The sequence below is a fragment of the Candidatus Nitrospira nitrificans genome, assembly GCF_001458775.1.
GTDB classification, from domain to species: Bacteria; Nitrospirota; Nitrospiria; order Nitrospirales; family Nitrospiraceae; genus Nitrospira_D; species Nitrospira_D nitrificans.
The window spans coordinates 23800-49257 of sequence record NZ_CZPZ01000002.1 but is presented as its reverse complement, the minus strand read 5'-3'; the positions used below and the strand labels follow the sequence as shown (position 1 = coordinate 49257).

Sequence of the window (25458 nt, the reverse complement as noted above, 5' to 3'; positions counted from 1 at the left end):
CGATGCGCAGCGCAGAACAGATGCTAGGCAGATCGCTGATCTTCGAAAGCACGTAGGAGATCGGACACGGAGAGAACTCCGATAATGGTCGCATCGGCGGTGACGGGTAAGTGCCGGATGCTCTGCTTCTTCATCATCGACATGGCATCGGCTACGGACTCGTCTTCCTCGATCGTGATGATCGACCGGCTCATGCAGCTGACGACCGTCGCCGTATTGGGATCGAGCCCTTTGGCCACCGCTCTGCGAGTGAGATCGGAATCGGTGATGATGCCGATATAGCGGGACCCGTCATCCACGATCAGCGAGCCGACCTTGTGCTTCTGAAACAATTGTCCGGCTTGTCTGATCGTGGCGTCTTTATGGATGCTCCGGACATCGTGTGACATATAGTCTTTGACGAGTGCCGTCTCGATCCCCTTCCCTTTCCTCGTCGTCTGCAGTCGTCGACGCAACTCGAGATCCGCGAGGCAGCTCTCCAACACCTGGCGGCGCTGCTGGAGGCTCTCACGCTCGACATTATGGGTTCCGCTTTCCTGGGCTTCTTCGGGTAAGAGGGCCGATTCTCCTGTTTTCGCATAGAAATACGACTCGGCCTCATCAGAGGCCGCGCCGAATACCTGACCGATCAGCTCTTCGGTCGCTTCATCGAAATCTTCAAGCGACACCGCTCCGCGCTTGCGCGAGAGAAACGGCTGGAATTTCACCAGCTGCTGCTTGAACCGCTCGACATACCGATCGAGAATGTCACTCCGCGTCAGTCCGGTACGTATCCGTTTCGGCATCGTTCCCTCCTCGGTTGTGAGGGCGAGCATACCTCACGCGCGCGTCGAGCTCAAGAGATCCATGAAGCGGCCAGGCTCCACACGTTCCCGCTTGATTTTTCCCCCCAAGACTCCGTATGTCCATCCCATCAAAATTCACTCGCTCATGCGCTCGATGCGAAACAAGTCAGACTCCATCCAATGCTTCTTTCTGGCTGCCCTGCTGCTCAGTGGCGCTGGGCCGGTCTATGCCGGGTGGGTGGCCGTGGAAAAACAATACCAACCAGCCGGCCTTGAGACCATCTACATCGATCCAGACCGGATTCAGCGAAAGGGACTACGGGCGACGCTCTGGCAGCTCACGAATCTCAAGTGGAACAGCACCACGCGCTTCTTGTCTCTGAAAATCCACAAAGAATTTGACTGTGATCGACCGCGCGTGCGGGTTCTCCAAGTGATCGAGTTTTCCCGGCAGATGGGCACCGGCCGGTCAAAGTCCGGCTACATTGAAAACGGCAACTGGCAGCCGATTGAAGAAGCCGATGCCAATCACGCGCTCTGGAAGGCGGCTTGCGGGAAACGCTGACCGTCGGCCCGTGCCTGTACGGCCCGTTCCCCGCTTGCCTTTGCTAGACGTCGTAATAGAGAAAAAACTCGTATGGGTGCGGACGCAGACGCATCGGATCGATCTCCTTGCTCCGCTTATAGCCGATCCAGGCCTCGATCAGATCCTCGGTAAACACCTCCCCCTTGAGCAGGAACTGATAATCCTTCTCCAAGCTGTTGAGCGCCTCATCGAGACTCCCGGGCATGGTGGGGATGCTCGCCGCCTCCTTCGGATCGAGATCGTAGAGGTCTTTTTCTGCCGGCTCGCCGGGATTGATCTTGTTCTGAATGCCGTCGAGCCCCGCCATGAGCATCGCGGAGAAGGCCAAATACGGATTGCAGGAGGGATCGGGAAACCGCACTTCGATCCGCTTGGCCTTTGGGCTCGGGGAATACATGGGAATGCGGATGCCGGCTGATCGGTTTCGGCTGGAATAGGCCAGCAGCACCGGCGCTTCGAACCCCGGCGTGATGCGCTTGTACGAATTCGTCGTCGGATTCGTAAACGCCGCCAGCGCCGGCGCATGTTTCAGAATGCCGCCGATATAATACAAACAGAGCTGCGAGATCCCGGCATAGTCTTTCCCGGCAAAGAGGGGTTTCCCATCCTTCCAGATGCTCTGGTGCGTATGCATTCCGGATCCGGCATCGCTGAAAAGCGGCTTCGGCATGAAGGTCACGGTTTTTCCATGCCGGCGCGCGACATTTTTGACGATGTACTTGTACAGCATCATCTTATCCGCGGTTCGCAAGAGAGAATCAAATCGGATGTCGATTTCGGCCTGACCGGCCGAGGCCGTCTCGTGATGATGCTTCTCCACCTCGATGCCGACTTTCTCCATCTCCAGCACCATTTCGCTGCGGATGTCTTGCTGGGTATCGGCCGGAGCCACCGGGAAATATCCTTGCTTATGGCGGATCTTGCCGCCCAGGTTGACCCCCTCTTGCCCCATGTTCCAGGCCCCTTCTTCCGAGTCCAGATAATAGAAGCCGCTGTGGCTGGTTTGGTCGTACCGGGCGTGATCGAAGATGAAAAACTCGGCTTCCGGACCCCAGAATGAGTTGTCGCCGATCTTGGTGCTCTGCAGATACTTCTCCGCCTTTTGGGCGATGAATCTCGGATCACGGTCGTAATTCTCGCGAGAAATCGGATCCACGACATTGCCGGTCAAGCTGAGTGTCGGGACTGCGGTGAAGGGGTCCAAGCAGGCGGTTGCCGGATCAGGCACCATCAACAAGTCACTGTTGTTGATGGCCTTCCAGCCGCGGATCGACGATCCATCAAGGCCGGATCCATCCTTGAACAAGTTCTCCGTCAGTTCGCTCACCGGGATCGTCATATGCTGCCACACGCCTGGCAAATCGACGAACTTCAGGTCCACCATCTGAACCCGGTGTTTCTTGGCGAACTCCAATACTTCGCGCACGTTCATACGTTTCCTCCTTTGAAAGATCCTCCGCGATGGTGTTCTACCGCTTGGACCTTGCCGTCACAGCGCGCTTTCCCCGGTTTCGCCCGTTCGAATGCGCACGACATCGGTCAACTCTCGCACGAAAATTTTTCCGTCTCCGATACTGCCGGTTTTGGCCGCGTTGGTGATGGCCTCGATCACTTGAGACACCTGGGTATCCGTCACTGCGACCTCTATTTTCACCTTGGGAACAAATTCGATCGTATACTCTTGGCCTCGATATGTTTCCTTATGGCCTTTCTGACGCCCAAACCCTTTGACTTCCGATACCGTCATCCCCTGGACACCGATTTCCAATAGGGCATCCTTGATCTCTTCTAGTTTGAACGGTTTGACGATGGCCTCAACCAGCTTCATGTCGATGCCCCTCCTTGCCCGAGCGGCTCAGCAGCCTCCGACGGCTCTTCGATGACTCCGTTGAGAAGCGGCGCCCAACCGACCGGGCAGCCATCATAGCCCATCCTTTCCTATCACTCAACGTGGAAATCGTGCAATTTCAACGAAATGGCTCGAATTCTTGTCGGCTTGCGCTCTGCGCATCACGTGAATACGGCAGGACGCCGTAGAAGCACGCATCCAAGCACTTCAAGCCTGTCCGGAATCATTAGATACAGGCTTGCGTGGCATCGGATGATCAGGAAAGAGAACCGGCGAGCTACTTCGGCTTGATCCGATAGCCGTTCGTAATCGGCATCCGCCGGTCCCTGCCCAACGCCCGGTGGGTGATCTTGACACCGAGGGGCGCCTGACGTCGCTTGAACTCGCTGCTGTCCACCATTCTGACCACGCGCGAGACCGTTGCGCGATCGAACCCCGCCTCGACGATATCGGCGAATGAGCGGTCGTCTTCGACATACGCCCGCAGAATGGGATCGAGCACAGCGTACGGGGGAAGGGAATCCTCATCCTTTTGATTCAGTCTCAACTCAGCGGTCGGCGGTCGGTCCAGAATGCGCACGGGAATCACCGGCGACGGATCGAGGGCATTGCGGAACCTCGCCAGGCCGTATACCATCGTCTTCGGCACATCCTTGATGACGGCGAACCCGCCGGCCATATCGCCGTACAGCGTCGAGTACCCCACGCTCATCTCGCTTTTGTTTCCCGTGGTCAATACCAGATGCCCGAACTTATTGGATAGGGCCATGAGGAGATTGCCGCGAATGCGAGCCTGGAGGTTTTCTTCGGTCGCGTCTTCTGCGCAATCGACAAATGAAGGCGCCAGCGACCGTCGATAGGCATCAAATGTCGGAGCAATCGGGATGGTCTGCAAGTCGATGCGGAGGCACCGTGCCAGTTCCACGACATCCTCTTCGCTTTCCCCCGAGGTGTACGGAGACGGCATGAAGATGCCGAGCACGTGTTCGGCGCCAATCGCATCCACCGCAATGGCCGCGGTCACTGCAGAATCGACGCCGCCGCTCACCCCAAGCACCACGCGGGTAAATCCATTCTTGCGGACATAATCCTTCACGGCCAGTACCAGGGCTCGGTACACCGCTTCGATCTCATCCGATTGCTCTGCTACTCTTGGCACGATTCGAGTCCGCTTCTTCTTGTTGATGGCGGTCCTCTTCACCACGAGACGATCGATGGCCGAAACGGTTTTTCGAATCCATGCCGATTTTCGTCCATGCGCCATACGCCCACGTGACCGGGCTTCCACGATCACATCAGCCACCAGCAGTTCTTCCTGAAACGCTTGGCCACGGGCAACCACCGTGCCGGATCGGTCCAGAATCACGCTGTTCCCTTCGAAAACCAGCTCGTCTTGACCGCCGACCATATTCGTATACGCGACAATGACTCCCTGTTCACGAGCGCTCGTCGCGAGCATCTGTTCCCTCGAATTACTGTTGCCGATATGAAAGGGAGAGGCATCGATCGTGACGATCACCTCGGCGCCGGCCGCTGCGTATACAGAGGCGGGCCCTTCCGGCGACCACATATCTTCGCAGATGGTCACCCCAATGGTCGTTCCGTTGACGAGAAGCATCGGGAGTCTCCATCCCGGGAGAAAATACCGGCTCTCATCGCAGACACCATAGTTGGGCAAATACCATTTACTGTAACTCCCGACTACCCTGCGATCGGCAATCAATGCGGCCGCATTGTAGAGCGGAGGTCGACCGGCTGAGCGAACCGACGGACGGAAGAAAGGTGGATCGCGTTGATCTCCTTGTCTTACGTACCCGACCACCGCAACGAATCCGTGACAGGCCTGGGCGATCTCGTTGAGAATCCGTACGTTCTCTGCGACAAACTGTGCTTTGAGAAGGAGATCTTCGGGAGGAGCGCCGGTAACGGCCAGTTCAGGGAACACGACTAGATCAGCGTTGACTTTCTTCGCTTCTCGGAGGCAGCTCTTGATACGGCGGAGGTTACCGGTTAGATCCCCGACAGTCGGGTTCATCTGTGCCATCGCGATGCGCAACGTCTGCATAGAACTCCGGGAACCTGCTTATCGCCGCTGTCCGATCGTGCGCGACACAGAAGAGCGGCTCATCTCGACTCCGCTCGAGGGGCAAGGGATCCGTACTTAGACATGACGCTGCGGGGACGCTCGTGAAACGGCATGCCACTGCTCAAACGTCTGTTTGTCGATCGGCCCTATCCGTACCTGTCCAATACATTCGGGCCACACCCCGATGACCTGCCCTCCCGACACCTTCTTATCATGCAACATGGCCTTCCATATTCGCTTCGAGGTCCACGGCGGCATACAATCACTCAACCCCGCTTCCTTTACCAAGCGCCGAATCGCTTCGACCACTGCACGAGAACAGATCTCCTGAAAACAGGCGAGTTCGGCTTCCTGTACCAATCCGATTCCCACCGCTTCTCCATGGACAAGGGACTGGTATCCCCCCAACGCTTCAAGGGCATGTCCGATGGTATGCCCATAGTTGAGGATTCGCCTGCGATCGGATTCTCGCTCATCCGCAGCCACGACCTCAGCCTTGATCTCACAGGAGCGCTTCACCACGGTCGCGACGATGCCCGGTGCTTGCCTCCGCAACGCCAGCATATGCCGCTGCAGATAAGCGAAGAAGGACTTGTCCGCAATGATTCCGTATTTGATGACCTCGGCCAGCCCGGCAACTACTTCCCGAGCAGGCAACGTATGAAGCGTCAACGGATCGATCCAGACAGCGCGCGGTTGATAAAACGACCCGATCAGATTCTTCCCGAGCCGATGGTCGACACCCGTCTTCCCTCCGACGCTGGAATCGACCTGTGCCACAATCGTCGTCGGCACCTGGAAATAAGAAATACCACGTTGGTAGATCGATGCGGCAAACCCGGTCATGTCGCCCACGACGCCTCCGCCGAGCGCCACGAGCATCGACGACCGCTCAAACCGATGACGCGCCAACACGTCGAGGATCTGCTCTACCGTTTTCAGCGTTTTCGACCGCTCTCCGGGAGTCAGAATGATCGGAATCGGTTCAATCCCGCACCGCTTAACCGCCTCCAGACTATTCTTGAGATAGTGCCGGGCGACGTGCCGATCCGTTACGATTCCAACCTTTCCTCCTACACCTTCCTCCTTCAATCTCCGACCAAGCCTCGCCAACAGTCCGGCCTGAATCACAATCTCGTAACTTCTTTCAGATAACGAAACGGGAACGGTGAAGAGCGCAGTCATTTCGTAGTCCTAGAGAGTCGATGGAGTGACGCGGCATTTCAGTTCATGCCGCGATCGCGCGCGAACATCCACGGGACGGGCATCGTATCACAGCCCAGGCAAGACTAAAAAGACGGTCATGTTCCGCGCGAGCGCTTAAATCCTGGATGGCGTGCCGCACTCTCTTCGGGATAAACGCAAGAGCCTGATGATGCTGAATCGCATCACCAGGCTCTTGGTGATCACGGAAGCGGAATAACCCTTAGGTCTTGATAATGGTCGGCGTGAGGAAGATCAGCAATTCTTGCTTTGAGACCGCCTCGGACTTGTTCTTGAACAACCACCCCAGCACCGGCATGCGAGACAAATAGGGGACGCCTTGAACATTGTTGTTTTGAGTATCAACAAAGACTCCACCGATCACCATGGTTTCGCCGTCTCGGACAACCACCTGTGTGGTCGCTTCTCGTCGATCGATGCTCGGCCCAGCCGGATTGCTCCGTGCTCCGACAGCATTTCGAGTCGCCCGCACACGAAGCATAATCCTCTTTCCGTCTTCCTTTGGATCGCGAGAGGTGATCTGGGGCGTGACATTCAACTCCAAGTTTGCATCGACAAACGTCGTTTGCGTACCCTGTAAGGATGTTGTCTGAAAGGGAATCGATTCGCCCTGTGAGATCTTCGCTTCGCGCTTATCCAATGTGGTGATCTTCGGCGCTGCGATGACCTTACTTAACCCGAGCAACTCTCCGGCTGAGAGCCGCATATCCAAGGCAAAGTCGCCACCGAGTTTCCCAAAGGTCCAGCCGATCGACGGGACAGCCGGCAATCCACCGACCTGAGCCGGCAGATTAACCAAAAAGCTTCGATCGATCGTGCTCCCCCCTGTCCCGGCTATTTGCCCAAATGGGCCGGTAATATTCGAGAGGGCAAAGAAATCCGTGGGGGTGCGATTGCCCGCTTGGAACCCCCACTGAATCCCCAAGCCTCTCGCATACACGGTATCGGCTTGGACGATGCGCGCTTCAATCTGAACCTGAGGGACCTCGAGATCAAGTCCGTCCACCAGCTGCTTGATGACGGCCAATTTGGATTCAGTATCTCGCACAACCAATGCGTTACTCCCCGCATTAAATTGCATGACGCCGCGTGGACTCAAGTTCTGCCGCAGTGTCATCATGAGCTCCTGAGCCACGATATGCCTGATATAAAAGACGCGGTCGACGAGTTCTTCCGCTTTGGTCTTGGATTCTCTAGCACGGGCTTCTTCATCCTGCTGCTTGCCTATATTTGCCAAGGAATCGATCCACACAATACTTCCTTGGCGAATCATGCCGAGCCCATTCATCTTCAACAGCATATCCAGGGCCTGGTCCCATGGCACACTGACCAGTTTCATGGTCACTTTCGATTTGACGCCTTCCCCAACGACCATGTTGAAGCCACTGACCTCGGCGATCAAACGAAGAATGTTGGTAATGTCGGCCTGCTGAAAGTCGAGCGAGATGCGCCGACCGACAAATCGTGTTTGCCCTACGATAATATCGTCGGATCGGTCGTCCTTGTCAGCCGGAGCACTTTCTCCAGCCATCTGGACACGCTGCACCTTGAACTGAGCCTGCGCGGGGCCGATGATTCGCATCGCCCTTTTGCCCACACGATTCGCCGGCTCGAACAACGTATTGCGGGCTTGAGTGCGAACTGAGCTGAGCTCCCCACCATCAATGTGCGCAGCGACAACAGCCGGCGTTCTCCGCTCGCTCGGCTTCAAGGTGATCAAGAGCTTATTATCCTCTCGAGTCAAAGAAAACACGGGGCGTTCGGACACATCGAACACCAGCCTGACCTTATCAGCATGGTGGCCTACCCTGATTTTTTTAAGCAAGTAATGGTCGGCTCGTACGACCGATCGCCTCAGGGTGGACGATACGGCAGGAATATCGACGATTAACCGGGATTCATCCAAGAAATTCGCCTCGGGAAATAGTTGGCCATCCCCGGCAACCACGACGGTCACCATATCGGTTTCGGGACGCACCTCGATGGCGGTCACGGCCTGTGCCAACAATCGCGTTGCGGCCATTTCTGTCTGCGTGGCATCACCTTGTTTTATCCTGCCGATCTCCTCGGCAACGGCGGGCCCCTGGGCACATATGGTCAGAGCAGTGAGCGACACCCCCAAGGCTCCGATGAAACATCCAGCAGTCAGGACATTACCCGCACGAGAAGATAGTGGTTTCATTCTGAGCCCTCTTTGGGATGTAGAAGCTTGACATGTTCTCGCTCCTGCTTCTTGCCATACACGTCAGTGAACCGTTCCTGGACAATGATGCCGCGCTCGGTCACGGCGCTGACCACTCCGTTGTTTTGCCCGATCCTCGTTCCCCGTCGAACGGTGTACCCATATCCGTCCGGGGTCTGGACCATTGCGGTATAACCATATGCCCCCCATACAATGGCAATGAGATTGAGCTCTGTCATGGTCACGCGTTGCAAAGGTGGAAGGGTTGTATCCGTCTTTCCCGGTTGAAGCTCCTGGATGATGGGAGCAAATGGATCTCGACGACCGGAAGGGTCATACCCACTCCCAACCACACCGTCAGGTAAGGAAAGCTGAGACGGCACGCGAATGTTCACCTCAGACGATGGCGCTTCTGTAGGTTGCGGAGCCGTTCTCTGGATTTCCGGCACAGCAGGTAACTTGAGCACATCTTGCCGCATCGGAACGATCATCCCAGGAACGGGGGAAGGCTCGGCCTGTGCGCCGAGGCTTCCTGAAAGGATGACGCACACCAGGCTGGCTCCAATGATCAGCGTAGATTCTCTAGGTTTCTTACTCATAACTATTTGCCAACTTGAGCCACTTTTGGAGCATTCGTCGAAGAAGATGCTCCGGAAGCGGGCTTTTCTTGAGGGGCAGCGTATGCCACCAGGTCAAACGTCGTTTGCGAGACAATTCGTCCTTGTTCAATCTTCGGCGATCCCATCTTAAGACCCGACACCGTAATTATCCGAGGGAGTTGATTAATCCGATCGAAGAACAGGGCAGCCGTGTGATAGGCCCCGGCAACCTCCACACTAACCGGCATCTTGATGAAGAGCTTCGAGGCGTCTTCCGCCTGAGCGCCTGGCTTCCACAGTCTGATGTCGAGTCCCAATCGCACCCCAAGGTCTGACACTTGCTTCAGCAACATGATCGCTTCTTCTTCCGGAGGGAGACGTTCCTTTTTCTTAGCCAATTCAATTTCAAGCTGCTTATTGGCGGCAACCAACTCATCGAGATGTTTCACTTTAATCGTAAGTGTTTGAATTTCACTCTCCAACCTGCCGTTTTCAGCATCGAGTGCCGTAATCGTTGCAGACTTCGGTTCTGCAATGTAGAAATAGAAACCGGCGATCATGCCGCCGACGAGCAGGAGCAAGAGCGCGGCCTTTTGCGAGGCTGGCACATTGCGAAGCGCATCAAGGTTGAGTTGTGGCAAGGCCATCGCTATCCCTTCAGACGAAACGCCAAACGAAACTGGTACAAATTAATTTTGTTTTCGACTGCTGCTTTACTTTCCTGCAGAGTGATGCCGGTGAAATAATCCGTCCGTCGTAGGTTATTCACGAAGTCGACCACGTCGTCGTTTGTTAAGGCTTTCCCTTCCAACTCAACAGTATCGGCTGCCACCCCCAGCCTTGTAAGCCATACTTTGAGCGGCTCTAAACTCTGACTCACGTGATCGAGAACTTTTACCGGCCCCATTCTGGATTGCTCAAGCTGATCGATGATCCGGTTCTTGTCCTCAAGAAGCTTTTTCCGTTGCTCAAAATCCTGTACCTGCTTGACCTGTTCCTTCAACTGAGCTACTTGCTTTTCTTTTGCTTGCTTTTCCTCCTGCCGAGCTTCCAGTTCGCTGTCCAACGCGGCCGAATACCACCAACACCCGGCCAGCGTGACCAGAATCACGCCGACGCCGAGCAGCCCCTGTGCGCGCACGTCATACTGAGGTTTGGACGGCCTGCCCTTTGGCCCGCCCGGGAGTAGGTTAATCCGAATCATCTATCCCCCACCGCTCTTAAGGCCAATCCGACACTGACGGCTGCCGATGGAGCCAAATCCGCAAGTAGGTTCGGGTCCATGTCACAGGCCGTCACATCGATTTCGGCGAATGGATCAGCCATTTCAATGGGCAGCTGCATCCGATCACCGAGCTGCTGGATCAGCCCTTTCGCTCGAGCCACACCACCACAGACGAGCACACGGCTGAGCTCCGCATTGGCGGTCGACGTCTTGAAATAGTCGACTGTCCGAGCGATCTCTGATGCCACTTCCGCATTCACGCTATCCATGACGCTGATGAATGATCGACCGTTCGAGTCACCGGCCCGGTCAGATTTCTTGCTCTCTTCAGCCTCTTCAAATGAGAGCCCTATCTCGCGTTGAATTGCCTCAGTGTACCGATTTCCTCCCAACGGGATATCTCGCGTAAACAACGACGATCCGGCACGGATAATGTTCACGTTCATTACGCTCGCGCCGAGATTCACCAACGCCGTCGTTTCCTCCTGTGCCATCGGATAATTAATCGCATGCATATTCTCAACCGCAAACGCATCGACATCCATGACCATGGGGACAAGTCCGGCAGCCTTCACCAACTCGGTCAGTTCATTAATCTTATCTTTCTTCGCGGCAACAAGAATCACTGACATATCCCCTTGCTGATCTTCCGACGCATCCAAAGACAAGACATGAAAGTCGATATTCACTTCGTTGATATCGAAGGGAATGTACTGCTCGGCCGCCAATTTCACCTGCCCCTCCAGCTCTTCGTCCGGCATCGGAGGCAGGCTGATCTTCTTCACGATAACAGCATGCCCTGAAATCGAGATGGCCACCTGCTTGTTCTTGACGTTGACTTCCTCAAACAATTCCTGAATCGCCGAAACGACACGCCCTTCATCCATAACCGTCCCGTCCACAATCACTTCCGGCTCAAGCGGTTTCACGCCGAACTTTTGCAGAAAGTACCGTCCCTTGCTTTCCTTGAGTTGAGCGACTTTGATCGCACTGGATCCGATATCGAGCCCCACCAACTGCCGGCGAGGGGTCAGCATCCCAACAATGTCGGTTTCGAAGAGCTTTTTGAATGAAGTCATCATGCGTTATCTGCCACCTTACACGACAGCCTTTCTGGCGCGAATAACTTTCGCGATTTCATCCACATTCTTTCTCGTATACAGCCTCCAGTTCCTCCAATCTCGAGCAGGTTCGGTAATGACGCCCTCCCGTTCCCATCGAAAGAGCGTCGCCTTGGAAATATCGAACAAGTCGCAGACTTGATAAGCCTTGAACCCTGCATTACTTGATGAATATTTAGGATTTTTCACGTGAGTATTTATACTAATTTTGATACCTTTCATTATTCACATGATTAAGTATAGTCAATATGCTCGACCTGTCAAGGAAGCGGCAAGGAAGCTACGAGCACGGCAGGAACACGGCGTGGTTAGTCAGAGGGCACGCTACGCTTTGTCGATATCTCGGTGCTTGAGGCAAACTTCATATCCCAGGGCGGCGAGGCTTTCTCTGAGACGTCCGGCAACCGCAACCGACCGATGCCGTCCGCCGGTACAGCCGATACCGATGGTCAGATAACTACGCCGCTCGCGCTGGAATAACGGCAAGAGAAACTTCAACAGATCTTCGAGATGCTGCATGAATGCTATGGCATCAGGGTCGGTCAGCACGAAGGCGCGGGCCAGCGGATCGTCGCCGGTAAGGGGTTTCAGTTCAGGCACGAAAAATGGGTTCTTGAGGAATCGCACGTCAAACAACAAATCGATATCGTACGGCACCCCGAACTTATACCCGAAGGTCATCAGTGAGATCGTCAGTCGTCGATCCGATGACTCCCGTCGAACCTGCTTGGCAAGCAATTCACCGAGCTCATGGACCGTCAGATCGGACGTGTCGATGATTCGATCGGCCCGGGATCGGAGTTCCGCCACACGCTCTTTTTCAAATCGAATTCCATCCAAGACCGGAAGATGAGGTAACAGTGGGTGAGGACGCCGAGACTCTGAAAAGCGCCTGATCAATACCTCCTCACGAGCCTCAAGAAAAAGCATATGAACGGCATGGCCTAGCGCTTTCACTCGCTCTAAGATCCCGACGAAGTCCGAAAAGAACGCGCGCTCTCTAATGTCAATTCCAAGCGCAACATTGGTAATTTCGTTTTGCTGTTGATTGCAGAGATCGACAAACGTCGGAAGCAGGGCCGGGGGAAGGTTATCGATGCAGAAATATCCGGCATCCTCAAAGGCTTTGAGGGCGTAGGTCTTACCAGAGCCGGACAAGCCACTAATAATGACGAGATTCAGCCGGGCCATGGGGTCGTATGTGCCTCGAACGGCATACCTGAAATATTCCTACGTGGAATTCACAGTCAGCCTCACGCGCGATTCAGCGATATGGAACGCGTATGCCGCGCCAGCGCATGGCGTGCGCCAAGGAGAGGGCACAGGGTCTCACGAGAAGCTTATACGGGAAACACGATCACAGTCCCTTCGGTTGGATCGGCTTATGATCGACAAGGCGCTCCTTCCATTTTCGAAACTGCGCATCGACACGATCGACAAGGGCATCAATAGTCGCATACATCTCAGTCGTCGATGTCTTGGCTTGCACTCGTTTGCCGCTGACCGCGCCGGTAACCTCGGCCTTGTGCTGTAGCTTCTCCACTCCCAGTACCACTTGCAGCGATCCGACCTTCAATCCGTATCGATCCAACCGACCGAATCGATTCTCGACATAACTTCTCAGCGCGGGTGTGATGTCCATGTGGCGCCCTGTAATTCGTAGCTTCATGCCCACCTCCCATTTGGATTCGGCCGGATGCAAAGCAACGGCAATCAAAAAAATCGCTTACGTTGACTGGCGGACGAGATATTCAGCTCGGCTCGATATTTCGCCACAGTCCTCCGCGCGATCAGTACTCCCTGTTTGTGAAGTCGGGCTGCAATTTCCTCGTCTTTCAACGGGCGTTTTGCATCTTCTTCAGCCACCATGATCTTAATCATATCCCGGACGGAAACGGAGGAATGCATGCCTGACGGCTCATCAGTTCGTTGAAGCCCTGCGTTGAAGAAAAACTTAAGCTCCAACATGCCTTGCTGGCAATACATGTATTTATTGGCCGTCACACGGCTTATCGTGGATTCATGCATCCCGATATCCTCAGCCACTTGCTTAAGCACCAAGGGCTTGAGATATTGGACACCATGGTCGAAAAATTGCTCCTGAAACTTGACGATGCTGGATACCACTTTCACGATGGTCCGATTGCGCTGCTCGATGCTTCGAATAATCCACTGAGCGGCCCGCAGCTTTTCATCCATATACGCTTTGGTTTCAGAGGTGCCGCTCTGTCCGGAAGAAATAAGCTGTTTATAATAAGGGCTGATCCTCATGCGCGGGAGTCCATCGTCGTTTAACAGCACCACCCACTCCCCTTCATTCTTGACCACAAAGACATCAGGCACAATCACATAGTTCTGGGTATTGGAGAACGGCCTTCCCGGTTTTGGCTCAAGTTCCCCGATAATTTTCGTGGCCTGAAAGACCTCCTCGACCGTGACATTCAAGGCCTTGGCGACCTTCGCATACTGTTTTTTTTCGAGATCTTTCAAATGGTGCGACACGATGTTTTCAATCACTGATCCCTTCAATGCTCCGGGTGGCGACCCAAGGGATCCAAAGAGATTTCGACCTAGATGTCCGAGTTGCAGCAGAAGGCATTCGGGAAGATCCCGTGCACCGACACCGGTCGGATCGAAGGTTTGAATGTCTTTAAGCACAGATTCGACTTCGGACTCGGCAAAATCACTCCCGGCCACCACCTCAGCCATGGAAATACGAAGATAGCCATCATCATCGAGATTGCCGATGATCAAGCGACCGAGTTCTTTTTCTCGATCACCGAGCCCTGACAAGGACAATTGCCAGAGGAGGTGTTCCTCAAGCGACGTCGCTTTTGCGACTGTTTGCTCGTACGACGGGAATTCATCTTGTGCCGAGGAATATTCCGACTCGCCGCTTCGGTGATCCCTGCCGAAATAGTCTTCCCACCCCGAAGCGGAAAACTCCTCCGGCGATCCTTGCTCTTCGCGTGTCTCCACCGCTACGTCCGACCGCTCCTGTCCGTCCACTGCAGGTTGATCTTCGACCTTTTCTTCGTTGACCAAGGACTCGGCTTCGTCGACATCGGATTGGATCTCATCCAACAAAGGGTTTTCCAAGAGATGTTGCGTGAGGCTCTGCTGAAGCTCCAGTCGAGACAACTGCAGCAGCTTAATCGCTTGCTGCAATTGAGGCGTCATGATGAGTTTTTGGCTGAGTTGTGGAACCAGGCGGAGTTTCATCGATGCCTACTGCTCCTCTATAGCTTGAACTGCTCCCCAAGATAAACGGCCCGAGCCGTCGGACTCTGCACAATAGCCTCAGGCGACCCCGCCTCTAAGATCAACCCTTCATTGATGATATAGGCACGATCAACGATTGAAAGCGTCTCCTGCACATTATGATCGGTAATCAATATGCCTATCCCTTTATGTTTCAGTCGCGTGATGATCTGCTGAATATCCGCGACGGCTATCGGATCGATCCCTGCAAACGGTTCATCCAACAGCATGAACGACGGTGTGGCCGCCAGCGCACGCGTGATTTCTAAGCGCCGACGTTCTCCTCCTGAGAGAGCATAGGCCATACTCTTTCGTATATGAATAAGATCTAACTCCTTGAGCAAAGCCTCCACCCGCTGACTGCGCTCTTTACGAGCATATCCTAGCATTTCAAGAATCGCCAAGACATTATGTTCAACCGAGAGTCGTCGGAAAACCGAGGACTCCTGGGGAAGGTAACCCATACCCCGCCGTGCGCGCTTATACATCGGCAAGTTGGTCACGGATTCTCCGATGAAGGTGATCTCTCCTTCATCCGGCGGACACAACCCAACCATCATGTCGAAGATTGTGGTCTTGCCTGCTCCATTCGGACCGAGAAGCCCGACCACCTCACCGGCATAGACTTCAACGGCGACGCCCTTGACGACTTTGCGCCCCCGAAAACTTTTGACCAATCCAGTTGCACGCAGACAATGCCCCTGACCTGCCGCAATGGGATCGACTCGGGCATCTGACTCGGCGGGAACCGTCGTGGTCATGGCTGGCTCGGCTCCTCGCCTTCGATGCGAACATGTGAACCGCCTTCCACCACACTCCGTTCTTCGGCCATGAAAATGGTAATTTGTTTGCCGCTGACACGCGTGCCCCTTTCCCACGCGACGGGATCGCCTGTCAACACGATCTTCTCTCCGTCAACGAAATACACGGCTTTGTGGCACGTGGCGTTGCCGTTCTCGTACTCGATCTTGACACGGTGGGGGTCTCCCGTCGCTTCGATACGTTGGATGGAGCGATTGGACATGGGTGACACCGGGCTGTGTTCTTTGCGAGCCGAGGAATTTCGAACGGATTCCTGGTGGTTCGCTCCGGTTTCCGATGGCAGCGAGATCTCGCGATTCCGCGATGTAAACAGCACAACCATCTTATCCGAGTGAACAATGAGCGGTCCGCGGGTCAGGACAACCGTATCTTCAAAAATAGCTTGGCTGTCTTGATTCCGTACGGTCATTTTCTTGGAGGTAATGGTGGTTGAAACACTCGAAGCCTCCGCACTCCTCGTCTGCTTGACAGATTCAGTTGAGGGAGCTGCCGACGTGGATCCGATACAGAGGGCACTAAGAAGAAGGAGCCAGATCCACATGCACATCCTGTAAAACCTCAAATTCTTCGGATTCCATTCGCCCGAGCAGTCCTTGTCCCTTCACTTCCAACCCATGCCCCACGATTCGGACAGGATCCTGAGTCCGAATTTCTCGTGTCTGGTCCGTCCAGACCAAGTGATTGGTATAAATCGTATAGCCGCTCGTCGTTTCCACAACAATGGGTGTTTGGTGATTTGCCAATCTGAAATTCTTAGTGGCGGTGTCCAGCGTTCCCTCATCCCCATGCACGATCACTTCATCTCCTCCCGTGCTGTAGAAGGTAAGAGCGACGTCACGCAATACCGCACGCTTCTCTTGTTCAAATAGTCGAGCCTGTTTCGCCTGCACCTGCCACTGAACCACATCCCCTTTCGATTGAGTAAAGACAAACTCCAGAATCTTGGCATCTGCTTGTTCAATCGACTCTGGCGGGATGGGGCGGCCATTCTGAGCCGAATCGCCGTTTCTGAAGAGAAGATAGCCGAGAAATGCCGCTAACAACACACTCAACGTGAGAAGAGCCCGTCTCGCTAGAAGCTCCCACATGCTCTAGAACTTTCCCCATGCCAAGTTCATCGCGACACCTGGCACGATCGTAGCATGCATAGCCCGGCAAGTAAACGTCCTCCAGGGAACTGGAAACAAAAAGACTCCCATGTGGTGACACATGGGAGTCTCCGGACTGAAAGCTCACTATGTATACGTGTGATAAAACTATGCCGAAGGTCCAGCTTCAGCGGGTGTTGACTGCGCAGAGCGCGCCTCTGATTTTTTCTTCGTGGCTGATTCCTGACGAGAAACCAATTCGATGGCCACCATTTCAGCGGCATCGCCGATCCGGCGGCGAGTTTTGACGATCCTGGTGTATCCTCCTGGTCGATCTTTGAATCGTGTCGCCACATCGCTGAACAACTTAGACACAACGGCCTTGCTGCGGATAAAGGCTAAGGCGCGCCGACGCGCAGGGAGCGTACCTTCCTTACCAAGAGTGATCATGCGGTCGGTAAACCCTCGTATCTCCTTAGCCTTGGCTCCTGTCGTCTCGATGCGCTCTTGGTCTAACAACGAGGTCACTAGATTTCGAAACAACGCGCCCCGATGCTTCGTCTGTCGTCCAAGTTGTCGTCCTTTTTTTCTATGTCGCACGGTAGTCCTCTTGTTTTGAAAGCATCATTCAGATTTCGGGCTTCCATTGTATGGGGAAGACGCCGCCTCGACCTTTATTCCTAACGAAAGCCCCATCTCAGTAAGAATTTCTTTAATCTCGTTGAGAGATTTTTTTCCGAAGTTCTTTGTCCTGAGCATCTCCCCTTCAGACTTTTGCACAAGATCGGCGATCGTTTTGATATTCGCGTTCTTCAGGCAATTAGCCGCGCGAACGGACAACTCCAACTCGTTCACGCTACGAGAGAGATTCTTGTTCACTTCCCGCTGAGAGTCCTCGGAGCCCACTTCGCTCTTTCCTTCGTTGCGCTCTTCTGGGTGGATGAAAATATCCAGATGTTCGCGCAAAATTCCGGCTCCGGTAGAGAGGGCGTCACGAGGGCTGATGGTGCCGTCTGTCCAGATTTCCATCGTCAGTTTGTCGTAGTCGGTCATACGGCCGACCCGGGCATTCTCAACATGGAAATTCACTCGCCTGATCGGAGAAAAGATGGAGTCGATGGCAATCACCCCGATCGGCAATCCTTCTTCTTTGTTCCGCTCGGCCGGCACATACCCGCGGCCATGTTTCACCGTCATCTCAATGTCCAGGGTGGCATCTTTGTCGAGAGTGGCAATATGCAAATCTGGGGTTAGAATCGTTACATCGCCATCGTGAAGAATGTCTATCCCCTTGGCTTCTCCGGGCCCCTTCTTTTTCAACCGTATGGTCTTCGGTTTATCTGTGTGGAGCGCCAGACGCAGACTCTTGATATTCAAAATGATTGCTGTGACATCTTCCGTCACACCAGAAATCGTCGAAAACTCGTGCACGACTCCCTCAATCTTCACGGTTGTAACCGCAGCCCCTGTGAGCGAGGACAACAAAATACGACGGAGGGCATTCCCGATCGTGGTGCCAAACCCCCGCTCAAATGCTTCCGTGGTGAACCGTCCAAACGTGGGAGAATGTGCATCCTTATCGACTTCCACCCGCATTGGGATCTGAAAGTCTTTCATCGCTTTAATCATGACCCACCCTCCATACCATCGAGTGACTAAGACATGAGCGGATAACGCCGATGTCCAAAGACCGCACCGCAGACCGGCGGACTATCGTGAATACAATTCCACGACCATCTGTTCATTAACTGGCAATGCGATCTGTTCCTTGGCCGGCAAGGTGCGCACCGTGCCTTTGAATGCGCCCTTGTCAAGCTCCAGCCAATCAGGAATACCTCGACTATCAACCGATTCCAAAGCCGCCTGAAACGCGGCCAAGTCACGACTCCGCTCGCGAATCTCGATCACATCTCCAGGCTTCACCAGCGCCCCAGCCACGGTGATCTTCTTGCCGTTGATCGTGAAATGACCATGGCTCACCATTTGGCGGGCTTGCTTGCGCGAAGCACCGAACCCCAAGCGATACGCGACATTGTCCAGGCGGCATTCCAGCAACCGCAACAGAGCATCGCCCGTGACGCCGGTCTGTCGTTCAGCGCGTTCGAAGACGCCACGGAATTGACATTCCTGAAGTCCATAGATGCGACGCAGTTTTTGTTTTTCCCGCAACTGGAGACTATAGTCAGAGGTTCGCTGTCGCCCCTGTCCATGTTGACCAGGCGGATAACTTCTGCGTTCGATCGCACATTTTTCCGTCATACAGCGCGTGCCTTTGAGAAAAAGCTTCTCCCCTTCTCGCCGACACAACCGACAGACTGGACCACGATACTTTGCCACTGCTTCCTCCTCGTTCTTCGTTAACCGTTATCCGTTACTCGGCCCTTCGATTCACGTGTAACGATTAACGTTTCACGTTCCCTAGACTCTCCTCCGCTTGGGAGGGCGACACCCATTATGTGGAATCGGCGTGACATCGCGAATCATATTGATTCGCAATCCGGCTCCTTGAAGTGAACGGATCGCGGACTCTCGACCGGAACCTGGTCCATTCACATAGACATCGACTTGCCGCATCCCGCTTTCCATGGCTTTTCGTGCCGCAGCCTCGCCGGCACGCTGAGCAGCAAAGGGGGTACTCTTACGAGATCCTTTGAACCCTTGATTGCCCGCGCTCGCCCATACCACCGTGTTTCCACTCATGTCGGTAATCGTCACAATCGTATTGTTGAATGACGCCTGAACATGGGCCACACCACTTTGAACAATTCGGCGTTCTTTCTTCTTTCCTTTTTTGATGCTCATACGAACAACTCCTCCGGCTGTTTCGGCAGACTAGGTACGTTAGGCGCCTTTGGTCGCCGTCGATCTCGGCTTGCTGCTGACGCCTGCCCGCCGCCCCTTACGCGTCCGAGCATTGGTCTTGGTTCGCTGCCCACGGACGGGCAGACCTTTGCGATGACGCAACCCTCGATAGGTCCCCGTATCAATCAGCCGCTTGATATTCAGCGACACTTCTTTGCGTAGATCGCCTTCGACCCGATAATCACGCTCGATGATTTCACGTAACTTGACGATCTTATCCTCGCTCAGATCGTTAATACGGATCGCGCCGTCAATCCCCGCTTCGTGGAGAATCTTCTGAGCCGACGTACGGCCGATTCCATAGATGTAGCTCAGTCCGATATCCGTTCGTTTATTCCGTGGCAAATCGATACCCGCAATACGTGCCATTCTTCCTCCGATATGAGCTCAGCACTAGAGTTTCAAGCGCATCACTGTTTGAGCCGGCTCCACCGGCTCCGGACTTGGCAGTGACTGTTTAAAACTTCCCATTATCTCCGCTGCTATCCCTGCCGCTGCTTATGACGTGGGTTTGTACATAAAATCCGCACAACACCACAACGACGCACAACCTTGCATTTGGCACAGATGGGCTTCACTGATGATTTGACCTTCATAACAATTCGCCACTCCCGTTACTTGAAGCGATAGGTAATTCGGCCCCTGGTCAAATCGTATGGTGACATTTCCACCGTGACCTTATCGCCGGGAAGGATGCGAATAAAATGCATCCGCATTTTCCCCGAGATGTGAGCCAGTAGAACATGGCCATTATCCAGCTTGACCCGAAACATGGCATTGGGAAGCGTTTCCGCCACCGAACCCTGGACCTCAATAATGTCTTCTTTCGCCACGTCCTTAGTGTTCTTTCCTATATAGCCTAAGCTAGGCCTTCTCTGATTGACTCAAAATACGAGGCGCCCCGCTCGGTTGGATGGCGATCGTATGCTCGAAGTGCGCAGATAGGCTCCCATCTACCGTGATTGCGGTCCACCGATCCTCCAGAACACGAACGGCACTCCGACCCATGTTCACCATTGGTTCGATCGCCAGGACCATACCTGGTTGCAATCGAGGCCCCTGACCCGGTTTCCCGTAGTTGGGAACTTGAGGCTCTTCATGCAGTTGCCGACCAATCCCATGCCCCACGAACTCGGTAACTACTGAAAAACCGGCAGACTCAACATGTTGTTGCACCGCATTCGAGATGTCCGTCAGTCGGTTGCCGACCACGGCCTGTTTGATCCCGAGATAAAGCGCCTCTTCTGTCACCCGAATCAACTTTGCCGTGTCCTCCAAGATCCGACCAACTGATACCGTGACCGCAGAATCCCCATAGAATCCGCCTACAATAGCACCAAGATCTAGTCCGATGATATCCCCCTCCTTCAACTTTCTCTTCGAAGGGATACCGTGTACGACTTGTTCGTTCACGGATGCACAGAGGGTTTTGGGGTAGTTCCGGTAGCCTTTGAATGCCGGAATCGCCCCCCTAGCCCGTATTGCCTCCTCGGCAATTCTATCCAGCTCTTCCGTGCTGATGCCCGGACAGACCGCTTTGGTTACAATCCCGAGCGCTTCTGCCACGACCCTTGACGCCTCCGCCATCACCGCAATTTCGGCGGGCGTCTTCAGAATGATCATGCCGTCTGAGGTACTGCAAGCGCTTTCAAGAGGTTGTGGTATACCGCTTCAACACCCTCGGCACCGTTCAGATGCGACAAGACCCGTCGTTTTTCATAAAAGTCGATTAGCGGCGCCGTCTGCTCTTCATACACACGGAGGCGCATCTCAATTGCTTCCCGCTGATCGTCACTTCGTTGAACCAACGCTTCCCCGCAGCGCTCGCAAAGAGTGCCGTTCTTCGAAGGGGCGAACTCAAGGTGATAGGTCGCCTGGCACTTGGGACAGCTGCGACGCCCACTCAGCCGTTTCACGATTTCCTCTCGAGAAACTCTGAAGTTGATGACTCGATCCAGTTGAAGGCTCCGATCGACGAGCACGTTCGAAAGCGCGTCCGCCTGAGGAACCGTCCTTGGAAACCCATCGAGAATAAACCCCTTGGCACATGAAGGGTCGCCCAGTTTCTCTCGCACAAGCCCTATCACGACTGAATCGGGAACTAATCTTCCCTGATCCATATGTTCCTTAGCTTCACGGCCCAGGGCTGACTGATTCCGAACCGCCTCCCTGAGCAGATCACCGGTCGAAATCTTTCGGATATGATAGTGGGCAGCAACCTTATCGGCCTGCGTGCCTTTCCCAACACCTGGAGCCCCGAGGAACACGAGCCGCATGATACTAGCCGCTTCTCCCGCGCAAGGGAGCCATGCCCTTGCCCAAGAACCCATCATAATTCCGCATCAACATATGAGATTCAATTTGCTGAGCTGTATCCAGCCCCACACCGATGACGATCAACAGGGAGGTGCCACCAAAATAAAATGGAACATTGAGCTTATAAATCAGAAGTTCCGGGATCACGCAGACGATAGCCAGATAGATAGCACCAGCAAATGTAATCTTCGTTAACACATTGTAGATATAGTCAGAGGTTCGTTGTCCAGGGCGAATGCCTGGAATAAAGCCTCCGTACTTCTTCATGTTGTCGGCCATATCAACGGGATTGAGGACGACTGCCGTATAGAAGAAGCAGAAAAAGAGGATTAAGCCCACATACATCAATGTGTACAGCAACGACCCCGGAGCCAGTTGATCCCCGATCGATTTCACCCATGGTGTTTCAAAAAATCCGGCTATGGTCGCGGGGAACGCAATGATCGAGGAGGCGAATATAGGAGGAATGACGCCGGCTGTATTAATTTTCAAGGGAATGTGCGTACTCTGCCCCCCATAGACCCTTCGCCCGATTACTCGCTTGGCATACTGCACGGGAATTTTCCGCCGCCCGCTTTCTAAAAAAACAATCGCGGCAACAACGCCGATCATTAGGAGCGCCAAGGCAATCAATAGGAAAGCATTGAGCTGGCCGATCTCGTATAAATTGTAGGTCTGCGCCACTGCCGCAGGAAGCCTGGCGACGATACCGGCAAAAATGATCAGCGAGATGCCATTACCAATGCCTCGTTCAGTGATCTGTTCACCGAGCCACATCAAGAAACCCGTGCCAGCCGTCAGGGTGATGACCGTCATCAGACGGAACCCCCACCCAGCATGAAGCACGAATGCGCCCTGATTCATTTGTTCGAGGCCGACCGCAATTCCGAATCCCTGAATCAGAGCAATGCCGATCGTCCCGAAACGGGTATACTGAATGATTTTTTTCCGTCCTCGCTCCCCCTCCTTGGCCAATTTCGTCAAGTGCGGGACGACGACCGTCAAGAGCTGAAGGATGATCGATGCGCTGATGTAGGGCATGATGCCCAGCGCAAAGATCGTCAAACGGGACAAGGACCCGCCTGAGAAAATATCGAGGAATCCCAGCAAGGCGCCGCCCTGTTTCTGTAAAAACTCGGAAAGGGCCTCACCGTTGATGCCAGGAGTTGGGATGTGAGACCCAACCCGGTACACTACAAGCATTCCGAGTGTAAAGAGCACACGAGTGCGCAACTCGGGGATCTTAAAGATATTCTGAAAACTGGTCAGGAGCCGTTCAAGCACCGCCGATAACCTCGACTCGCCCGCCGGCTGCCTTGATTTTCTCTTCAGCCGACTTACTGAATTTATGCGCCTGAACAACGAGCGCTTTTTTCAGCTCGCCATTGCCAAGAATTTTAATCGGCAGCTTTTTCCGCTTTACGAATCCGGCGTCAACCATGCCTTGCGGAGTAACTGTTTCGTTTCCCAGCCATCGCTCAAAACTCTTGATGTTGACGACCGCATATTCCTTACGGGTTGGGTTGGTAAATCCGAACTTTGGTAGCCGGCGTACCAACGGCATCTGTCCACCCTCGAAACCTGGGCGCTTACCGCCTCCAGATCGAGCCAGAAGTCCTTTATGTCCCTTGGTGGCCGTCTTCCCGTGACCGGATCCAGGCCCACGTCCTATACGTTTTCGTCGTTTCTTTGCTCCCTGTGCTGGAGCCAAATCATGGAGATTCATGGTTGTTCAACCTCAAGCAGATAACCTACTTTCTGAATGAGTCCTCGCACCTGAGGCGTGTCAGGATGGACAACCGTCTGTCGAATGCGGCGAAGACCTAGACCGCGCAACACAAGACGATGCCGTTGAGGTGTCCCAATGGGACTGCGTCGCAATGTCACACGCACGCTTTGAGTGCCGTGATCTGCAGTTCGCGATGTTTTTGATGAGCTCATTAAACCGCAGCCCTTTCTCGGCCGTCGGGGAAGGCTTGCCGGCGGAAGCGAAGCACGTCGTCCAAGTTTCGCAATTGACTGAGCCCGTCCAGCGTTGCGCGAACGGTATTGAAAGGGTTTCCACGGCCCAATGTTTTTGCGATGACATTATGCGCACCGACCAACTCCACGACGGCACGCACAGCCCCTCCTGCGATGATTCCGGTACCGTCGACAGCCGGCTTCAGCAACACATGCTCTGCGCCAAACAGACCATGCACCTCATGTGGAATAGTTCCGCCCTTCAGGGGAACGTGAACAAGGTGTTTCTTGGCTTGCTCGACGGCCTTTGAGATCGCGACAGGGACTTCAGCAGCTTTGCCCTTGCCGATCCCGACCCATCCGTGACCGTCGCCGACAACAACGAGCGCGCAAAAATTGAAGCGCTTTCCGCCTTTCACAACTTTTGCCACACGATTGATAAACACGACTTTATCCTTCAGGCTTAATTCATCGGGATTGACACGCACGCTCGTACCCCTCAGTCCTTAAGTTCCGTAAACAGTTGGCAAAAAACCACAGGCCGCTTTTGTTCGCCGGCCAGCCGACCTCACCTAAAACTGCAAGCCCCCTTCGCGCGATGCATCCGCAAGCGCCTTAATTCGCCCGTGATACATCCGGCCACCTCGGTCAAACACCACCGTCGTCACCTTAACGGCCTTAGCCCGATCGGCAATCAATTTCCCGACCGCCTTAGCCGCTTCGATTCCACCGGTCGATTTGATGGTCTTCCGTAGTGATTTGTCGAGCGATGACGCAGCCGCAAGCGTCGTACCTTGAAGATCATCGATGATCTGGGCGTAAATATGAGCGGCACTCCTAAATACATTCAGACGCGGACGCTCTGATGTCCCCGTAATGACACGCCTCACTCTACGGCGCCGTCGATCAAGCTGTCGAACTTTATCTGCAGCATTCATAGCCAGTTCCTATTTTCCTGTCTTGCCTTCTTTTTTACGCAAAACCTCGCCCGCGTAGCGTATACCCTTTTGCTTATAGACATCCGGAGGTTTGATGGCGCGCAGATCAGCCGCGACCTGCCCCACTAACCGCTTATCAACACCCTTGACATTGATGAGCGTCTGCTTGTCCACTTTTACATCGATACCGATCGGCACCTGGTAGATCACCGGGTTGATATATCCCACATTGAAACTGAGTGTCCGCCCCTGAACTTGAGCCTTGTAACCCACTCCGGTAATTTCCAGCGAACGTTCGTATCCCTTGGTGACGCCCTGGATCATATTGCTCAATTCCGCGCGAGTCAGCCCATGCAACGCCCGTAACTGACGATCGTCGCTCGAACGGCCGACAACGACTTGGCCATTACTGACGGCAACGTCCACCCCCTCCATCAGCGACCAATCCAGTTTCCCCAATGGGCCTTTGACTGACACGGTTGACCCGGCCACTTTAATTTCCACTCCACCCGGAATTGCGATCGGTTTTTTTCCAATGCGGGACATGATCTA

At 54.2% G+C, this 25458-nt stretch carries 33 protein-coding genes; 1 reads left to right on the top strand and 32 read right to left on the bottom strand.

The window, feature by feature from the left end; translation table 11 throughout:
* Nucleotides 1–23: 23 nt before the first annotated feature.
* Nucleotides 24–785 carry a CBS domain-containing protein gene (locus COMA2_RS02385; protein WP_175304348.1) on the bottom strand — a complete coding sequence of 254 codons (762 nt, stop codon included), beginning with the start codon at nt 783–785 and terminating at the stop codon, nt 24–26.
* A gap of 61 nt (nt 786–846) precedes the next feature.
* Between COMA2_RS02385 and COMA2_RS02380 the strand changes: the two genes are divergently transcribed.
* Nucleotides 847–1350 (top strand): surface-adhesin E family protein, encoded by a 504-nt coding sequence (locus COMA2_RS02380; protein WP_090894317.1) that lies wholly within the window; start codon nt 847–849, stop codon nt 1348–1350.
* 43 nt (nt 1351–1393) lie between these two features.
* Here the strand turns inward: COMA2_RS02380 and glnA are convergent, their stop codons facing one another.
* From glnA to rplF, 31 genes are all read right to left on the bottom strand, one after another.
* Entirely contained in the window at nt 1394–2803 is a 1410-nt protein-coding gene (gene glnA, locus COMA2_RS02375) for a type I glutamate--ammonia ligase (RefSeq protein ID WP_090894315.1), read from the bottom strand.
* A 57-nt stretch (nt 2804–2860) separates the two neighbouring features.
* Entirely contained in the window at nt 2861–3199 is a 339-nt protein-coding gene (locus COMA2_RS02370; protein WP_090894313.1) for a P-II family nitrogen regulator, read from the bottom strand.
* 298 nt (nt 3200–3497) lie between these two features.
* A complete protein-coding gene (locus tag COMA2_RS02365) occupies nt 3498–5285 on the bottom strand; it encodes an NAD+ synthase (RefSeq protein ID WP_090894312.1) in 1788 nt (595 codons plus the stop codon).
* Nucleotides 5286–5381: 96 nt separating this feature from the next.
* The gene (gene aroB, locus COMA2_RS02360) at nt 5382–6491 is read right to left on the bottom strand and encodes a 3-dehydroquinate synthase (protein ID WP_090894310.1); all 1110 of its coding nucleotides are present in this window, start codon (nt 6489–6491) and stop codon (nt 5382–5384) included.
* A gap of 241 nt (nt 6492–6732) precedes the next feature.
* Complete coding sequence (pilQ, locus tag COMA2_RS02355; RefSeq protein WP_090894307.1) at nt 6733–8712, bottom strand: type IV pilus secretin PilQ; 1980 nt, start codon at nt 8710–8712, stop codon at nt 6733–6735.
* Complete coding sequence (locus tag COMA2_RS02350; RefSeq protein ID WP_090894305.1) at nt 8709–9311, bottom strand: pilus assembly protein PilP; 603 nt, start codon at nt 9309–9311, stop codon at nt 8709–8711. The genes pilQ and COMA2_RS02350 overlap by 4 nt, the downstream gene beginning before the upstream one ends.
* Before the next feature lie 2 nt (nt 9312–9313).
* Complete coding sequence (locus COMA2_RS02345) at nt 9314–9958, bottom strand: type IV pilus inner membrane component PilO (RefSeq protein ID WP_090894303.1); 645 nt, start codon at nt 9956–9958, stop codon at nt 9314–9316.
* Nucleotides 9959–9960: 2 nt separating this feature from the next.
* Nucleotides 9961–10515 carry a PilN domain-containing protein gene (locus COMA2_RS02340; protein ID WP_090894301.1) on the bottom strand — a complete coding sequence of 185 codons (555 nt, stop codon included), beginning with the start codon at nt 10513–10515 and terminating at the stop codon, nt 9961–9963.
* A complete protein-coding gene (gene pilM, locus COMA2_RS02335; RefSeq protein WP_090894299.1) occupies nt 10512–11618 on the bottom strand; it encodes a type IV pilus assembly protein PilM in 1107 nt (368 codons plus the stop codon). The genes COMA2_RS02340 and pilM overlap by 4 nt, the downstream gene beginning before the upstream one ends.
* 15 nt (nt 11619–11633) lie before the next feature.
* Nucleotides 11634–11846 carry a helix-turn-helix domain-containing protein gene (locus tag COMA2_RS02330; protein WP_175304347.1) on the bottom strand — a complete coding sequence of 71 codons (213 nt, stop codon included), beginning with the start codon at nt 11844–11846 and terminating at the stop codon, nt 11634–11636.
* A gap of 135 nt (nt 11847–11981) precedes the next feature.
* The gene (gene rapZ / locus COMA2_RS02325) at nt 11982–12848 is read right to left on the bottom strand and encodes an RNase adapter RapZ (protein ID WP_090894295.1); all 867 of its coding nucleotides are present in this window, start codon (nt 12846–12848) and stop codon (nt 11982–11984) included.
* Between the two features lie 166 nt (nt 12849–13014).
* Nucleotides 13015–13326 (bottom strand): ribosome hibernation-promoting factor, HPF/YfiA family, encoded by a 312-nt coding sequence (gene hpf / locus COMA2_RS02320; RefSeq protein WP_090894293.1) that lies wholly within the window; start codon nt 13324–13326, stop codon nt 13015–13017.
* A gap of 44 nt (nt 13327–13370) precedes the next feature.
* Complete coding sequence (rpoN, locus tag COMA2_RS02315; protein ID WP_090894291.1) at nt 13371–14879, bottom strand: RNA polymerase factor sigma-54; 1509 nt, start codon at nt 14877–14879, stop codon at nt 13371–13373.
* 17 nt (nt 14880–14896) lie between these two features.
* Nucleotides 14897–15679 (bottom strand): LPS export ABC transporter ATP-binding protein, encoded by a 783-nt coding sequence (gene lptB / locus COMA2_RS02310; protein WP_090894290.1) that lies wholly within the window; start codon nt 15677–15679, stop codon nt 14897–14899.
* On the bottom strand, nt 15676–16281 hold the full coding sequence (locus COMA2_RS02305; protein WP_175304346.1) for an LptA/OstA family protein: 606 nt from the start codon (nt 16279–16281) through the stop codon (nt 15676–15678). Before COMA2_RS02305 ends, lptB begins: the two co-directional genes overlap by 4 nt.
* Nucleotides 16256–16828, bottom strand: coding sequence for an LPS export ABC transporter periplasmic protein LptC (gene lptC / locus COMA2_RS02300; RefSeq protein ID WP_090894286.1), 573 nt, complete (start codon nt 16826–16828; stop codon nt 16256–16258). The genes COMA2_RS02305 and lptC overlap by 26 nt, the downstream gene beginning before the upstream one ends.
* Before the next feature lie 168 nt (nt 16829–16996).
* Nucleotides 16997–17428 (bottom strand): 50S ribosomal protein L17, encoded by a 432-nt coding sequence (gene rplQ, locus COMA2_RS02295; RefSeq protein ID WP_090894284.1) that lies wholly within the window; start codon nt 17426–17428, stop codon nt 16997–16999.
* Between the two features lie 24 nt (nt 17429–17452).
* Entirely contained in the window at nt 17453–18457 is a 1005-nt protein-coding gene (locus COMA2_RS02290; protein ID WP_090894282.1) for a DNA-directed RNA polymerase subunit alpha, read from the bottom strand.
* A gap of 81 nt (nt 18458–18538) precedes the next feature.
* Entirely contained in the window at nt 18539–19165 is a 627-nt protein-coding gene (rpsD, locus tag COMA2_RS02285) for a 30S ribosomal protein S4 (RefSeq protein ID WP_090894280.1), read from the bottom strand.
* Between the two features lie 81 nt (nt 19166–19246).
* Entirely contained in the window at nt 19247–19630 is a 384-nt protein-coding gene (rpsK, locus tag COMA2_RS02280) for a 30S ribosomal protein S11 (RefSeq protein WP_090894279.1), read from the bottom strand.
* 39 nt (nt 19631–19669) lie between these two features.
* Nucleotides 19670–20059, bottom strand: a complete 390-nt coding sequence (rpsM, locus tag COMA2_RS02275) for a 30S ribosomal protein S13 (protein WP_090894277.1) — start codon at nt 20057–20059, stop codon at nt 19670–19672.
* 113 nt (nt 20060–20172) lie between these two features.
* Nucleotides 20173–20286 carry a 50S ribosomal protein L36 gene (rpmJ, locus tag COMA2_RS02270; RefSeq protein WP_090894275.1) on the bottom strand — a complete coding sequence of 38 codons (114 nt, stop codon included), beginning with the start codon at nt 20284–20286 and terminating at the stop codon, nt 20173–20175.
* 18 nt (nt 20287–20304) lie between these two features.
* Nucleotides 20305–20523 (bottom strand): translation initiation factor IF-1, encoded by a 219-nt coding sequence (gene infA, locus COMA2_RS02265; RefSeq protein ID WP_090894274.1) that lies wholly within the window; start codon nt 20521–20523, stop codon nt 20305–20307.
* Between the two features lie 31 nt (nt 20524–20554).
* Nucleotides 20555–21313 (bottom strand): type I methionyl aminopeptidase, encoded by a 759-nt coding sequence (gene map, locus COMA2_RS02260; protein ID WP_090894272.1) that lies wholly within the window; start codon nt 21311–21313, stop codon nt 20555–20557.
* Nucleotides 21310–21966, bottom strand: coding sequence for an adenylate kinase (locus COMA2_RS02255; protein ID WP_090894271.1), 657 nt, complete (start codon nt 21964–21966; stop codon nt 21310–21312). The genes map and COMA2_RS02255 overlap by 4 nt, the downstream gene beginning before the upstream one ends.
* Before the next feature lie 4 nt (nt 21967–21970).
* Nucleotides 21971–23290, bottom strand: coding sequence for a preprotein translocase subunit SecY (gene secY, locus COMA2_RS02250; protein WP_090894269.1), 1320 nt, complete (start codon nt 23288–23290; stop codon nt 21971–21973).
* Nucleotides 23283–23732: a 50S ribosomal protein L15 gene (rplO, locus tag COMA2_RS02245; protein ID WP_090894268.1), complete on the bottom strand. Its 450-nt coding sequence runs from the start codon at nt 23730–23732 to the stop codon at nt 23283–23285. The genes secY and rplO overlap by 8 nt, the downstream gene beginning before the upstream one ends.
* Nucleotides 23729–23947, bottom strand: coding sequence for a 50S ribosomal protein L30 (gene rpmD / locus COMA2_RS20875; protein ID WP_090894266.1), 219 nt, complete (start codon nt 23945–23947; stop codon nt 23729–23731). Before rpmD ends, rplO begins: the two co-directional genes overlap by 4 nt.
* Nucleotides 23947–24456: a 30S ribosomal protein S5 gene (rpsE, locus tag COMA2_RS02235; protein WP_090894265.1), complete on the bottom strand. Its 510-nt coding sequence runs from the start codon at nt 24454–24456 to the stop codon at nt 23947–23949. The genes rpmD and rpsE overlap by 1 nt, the downstream gene beginning before the upstream one ends.
* Before the next feature lie 84 nt (nt 24457–24540).
* Nucleotides 24541–24906, bottom strand: a complete 366-nt coding sequence (gene rplR / locus COMA2_RS02230) for a 50S ribosomal protein L18 (protein ID WP_090894263.1) — start codon at nt 24904–24906, stop codon at nt 24541–24543.
* A 9-nt stretch (nt 24907–24915) separates the two neighbouring features.
* On the bottom strand, nt 24916–25452 hold the full coding sequence (gene rplF / locus COMA2_RS02225; RefSeq protein ID WP_090894261.1) for a 50S ribosomal protein L6: 537 nt from the start codon (nt 25450–25452) through the stop codon (nt 24916–24918).
* Nucleotides 25453–25458: the final 6 nt, after the last annotated feature.

Coding starts and splice junctions, on each gene's coding strand:
- COMA2_RS02385 (WP_175304348.1), bottom strand. CDS start 785: ATGCCGAAACGGATACGTACCGGACTGACGCGGAGTGACATTCTCGAT.
- COMA2_RS02380 (WP_090894317.1), top strand. CDS start 847: ATGAAGCGGCCAGGCTCCACACGTTCCCGCTTGATTTTTCCCCCCAAG.
- glnA (WP_090894315.1), bottom strand. CDS start 2,803: ATGAACGTGCGCGAAGTATTGGAGTTCGCCAAGAAACACCGGGTTCAG.
- COMA2_RS02370 (WP_090894313.1), bottom strand. CDS start 3,199: ATGAAGCTGGTTGAGGCCATCGTCAAACCGTTCAAACTAGAAGAGATC.
- COMA2_RS02365 (WP_090894312.1), bottom strand. CDS start 5,285: ATGCAGACGTTGCGCATCGCGATGGCACAGATGAACCCGACTGTCGGG.
- aroB (WP_090894310.1), bottom strand. CDS start 6,491: ATGACTGCGCTCTTCACCGTTCCCGTTTCGTTATCTGAAAGAAGTTAC.
- pilQ (WP_090894307.1), bottom strand. CDS start 8,712: ATGAAACCACTATCTTCTCGTGCGGGTAATGTCCTGACTGCTGGATGT.
- COMA2_RS02350 (WP_090894305.1), bottom strand. CDS start 9,311: ATGAGTAAGAAACCTAGAGAATCTACGCTGATCATTGGAGCCAGCCTG.
- COMA2_RS02345 (WP_090894303.1), bottom strand. CDS start 9,958: ATGGCCTTGCCACAACTCAACCTTGATGCGCTTCGCAATGTGCCAGCC.
- COMA2_RS02340 (WP_090894301.1), bottom strand. CDS start 10,515: ATGATTCGGATTAACCTACTCCCGGGCGGGCCAAAGGGCAGGCCGTCC.
- pilM (WP_090894299.1), bottom strand. CDS start 11,618: ATGATGACTTCATTCAAAAAGCTCTTCGAAACCGACATTGTTGGGATG.
- rapZ (WP_090894295.1), bottom strand. CDS start 12,848: ATGGCCCGGCTGAATCTCGTCATTATTAGTGGCTTGTCCGGCTCTGGT.
- hpf (WP_090894293.1), bottom strand. CDS start 13,326: ATGAAGCTACGAATTACAGGGCGCCACATGGACATCACACCCGCGCTG.
- rpoN (WP_090894291.1), bottom strand. CDS start 14,879: ATGAAACTCCGCCTGGTTCCACAACTCAGCCAAAAACTCATCATGACG.
- lptB (WP_090894290.1), bottom strand. CDS start 15,679: ATGACCACGACGGTTCCCGCCGAGTCAGATGCCCGAGTCGATCCCATT.
- COMA2_RS02305 (WP_175304346.1), bottom strand. CDS start 16,281: ATGTGGATCTGGCTCCTTCTTCTTAGTGCCCTCTGTATCGGATCCACG.
- lptC (WP_090894286.1), bottom strand. CDS start 16,828: ATGTGGGAGCTTCTAGCGAGACGGGCTCTTCTCACGTTGAGTGTGTTG.
- COMA2_RS02290 (WP_090894282.1), bottom strand. CDS start 18,457: ATGATTAAAGCGATGAAAGACTTTCAGATCCCAATGCGGGTGGAAGTC.
- rpsK (WP_090894279.1), bottom strand. CDS start 19,630: ATGAGCATCAAAAAAGGAAAGAAGAAAGAACGCCGAATTGTTCAAAGT.
- rpsM (WP_090894277.1), bottom strand. CDS start 20,059: ATGGCACGTATTGCGGGTATCGATTTGCCACGGAATAAACGAACGGAT.
- rpmJ (WP_090894275.1), bottom strand. CDS start 20,286: ATGAAGGTCAAATCATCAGTGAAGCCCATCTGTGCCAAATGCAAGGTT.
- map (WP_090894272.1), bottom strand. CDS start 21,313: ATGATCATTCTGAAGACGCCCGCCGAAATTGCGGTGATGGCGGAGGCG.
- COMA2_RS02255 (WP_090894271.1), bottom strand. CDS start 21,966: ATGCGGCTCGTGTTCCTCGGGGCTCCAGGTGTTGGGAAAGGCACGCAG.
- rplO (WP_090894268.1), bottom strand. CDS start 23,732: ATGAATCTCCATGATTTGGCTCCAGCACAGGGAGCAAAGAAACGACGA.
- rpmD (WP_090894266.1), bottom strand. CDS start 23,947: ATGAGCTCATCAAAAACATCGCGAACTGCAGATCACGGCACTCAAAGC.
- rplR (WP_090894263.1), bottom strand. CDS start 24,906: ATGAATGCTGCAGATAAAGTTCGACAGCTTGATCGACGGCGCCGTAGA.
- rplF (WP_090894261.1), bottom strand. CDS start 25,452: ATGTCCCGCATTGGAAAAAAACCGATCGCAATTCCGGGTGGAGTGGAA.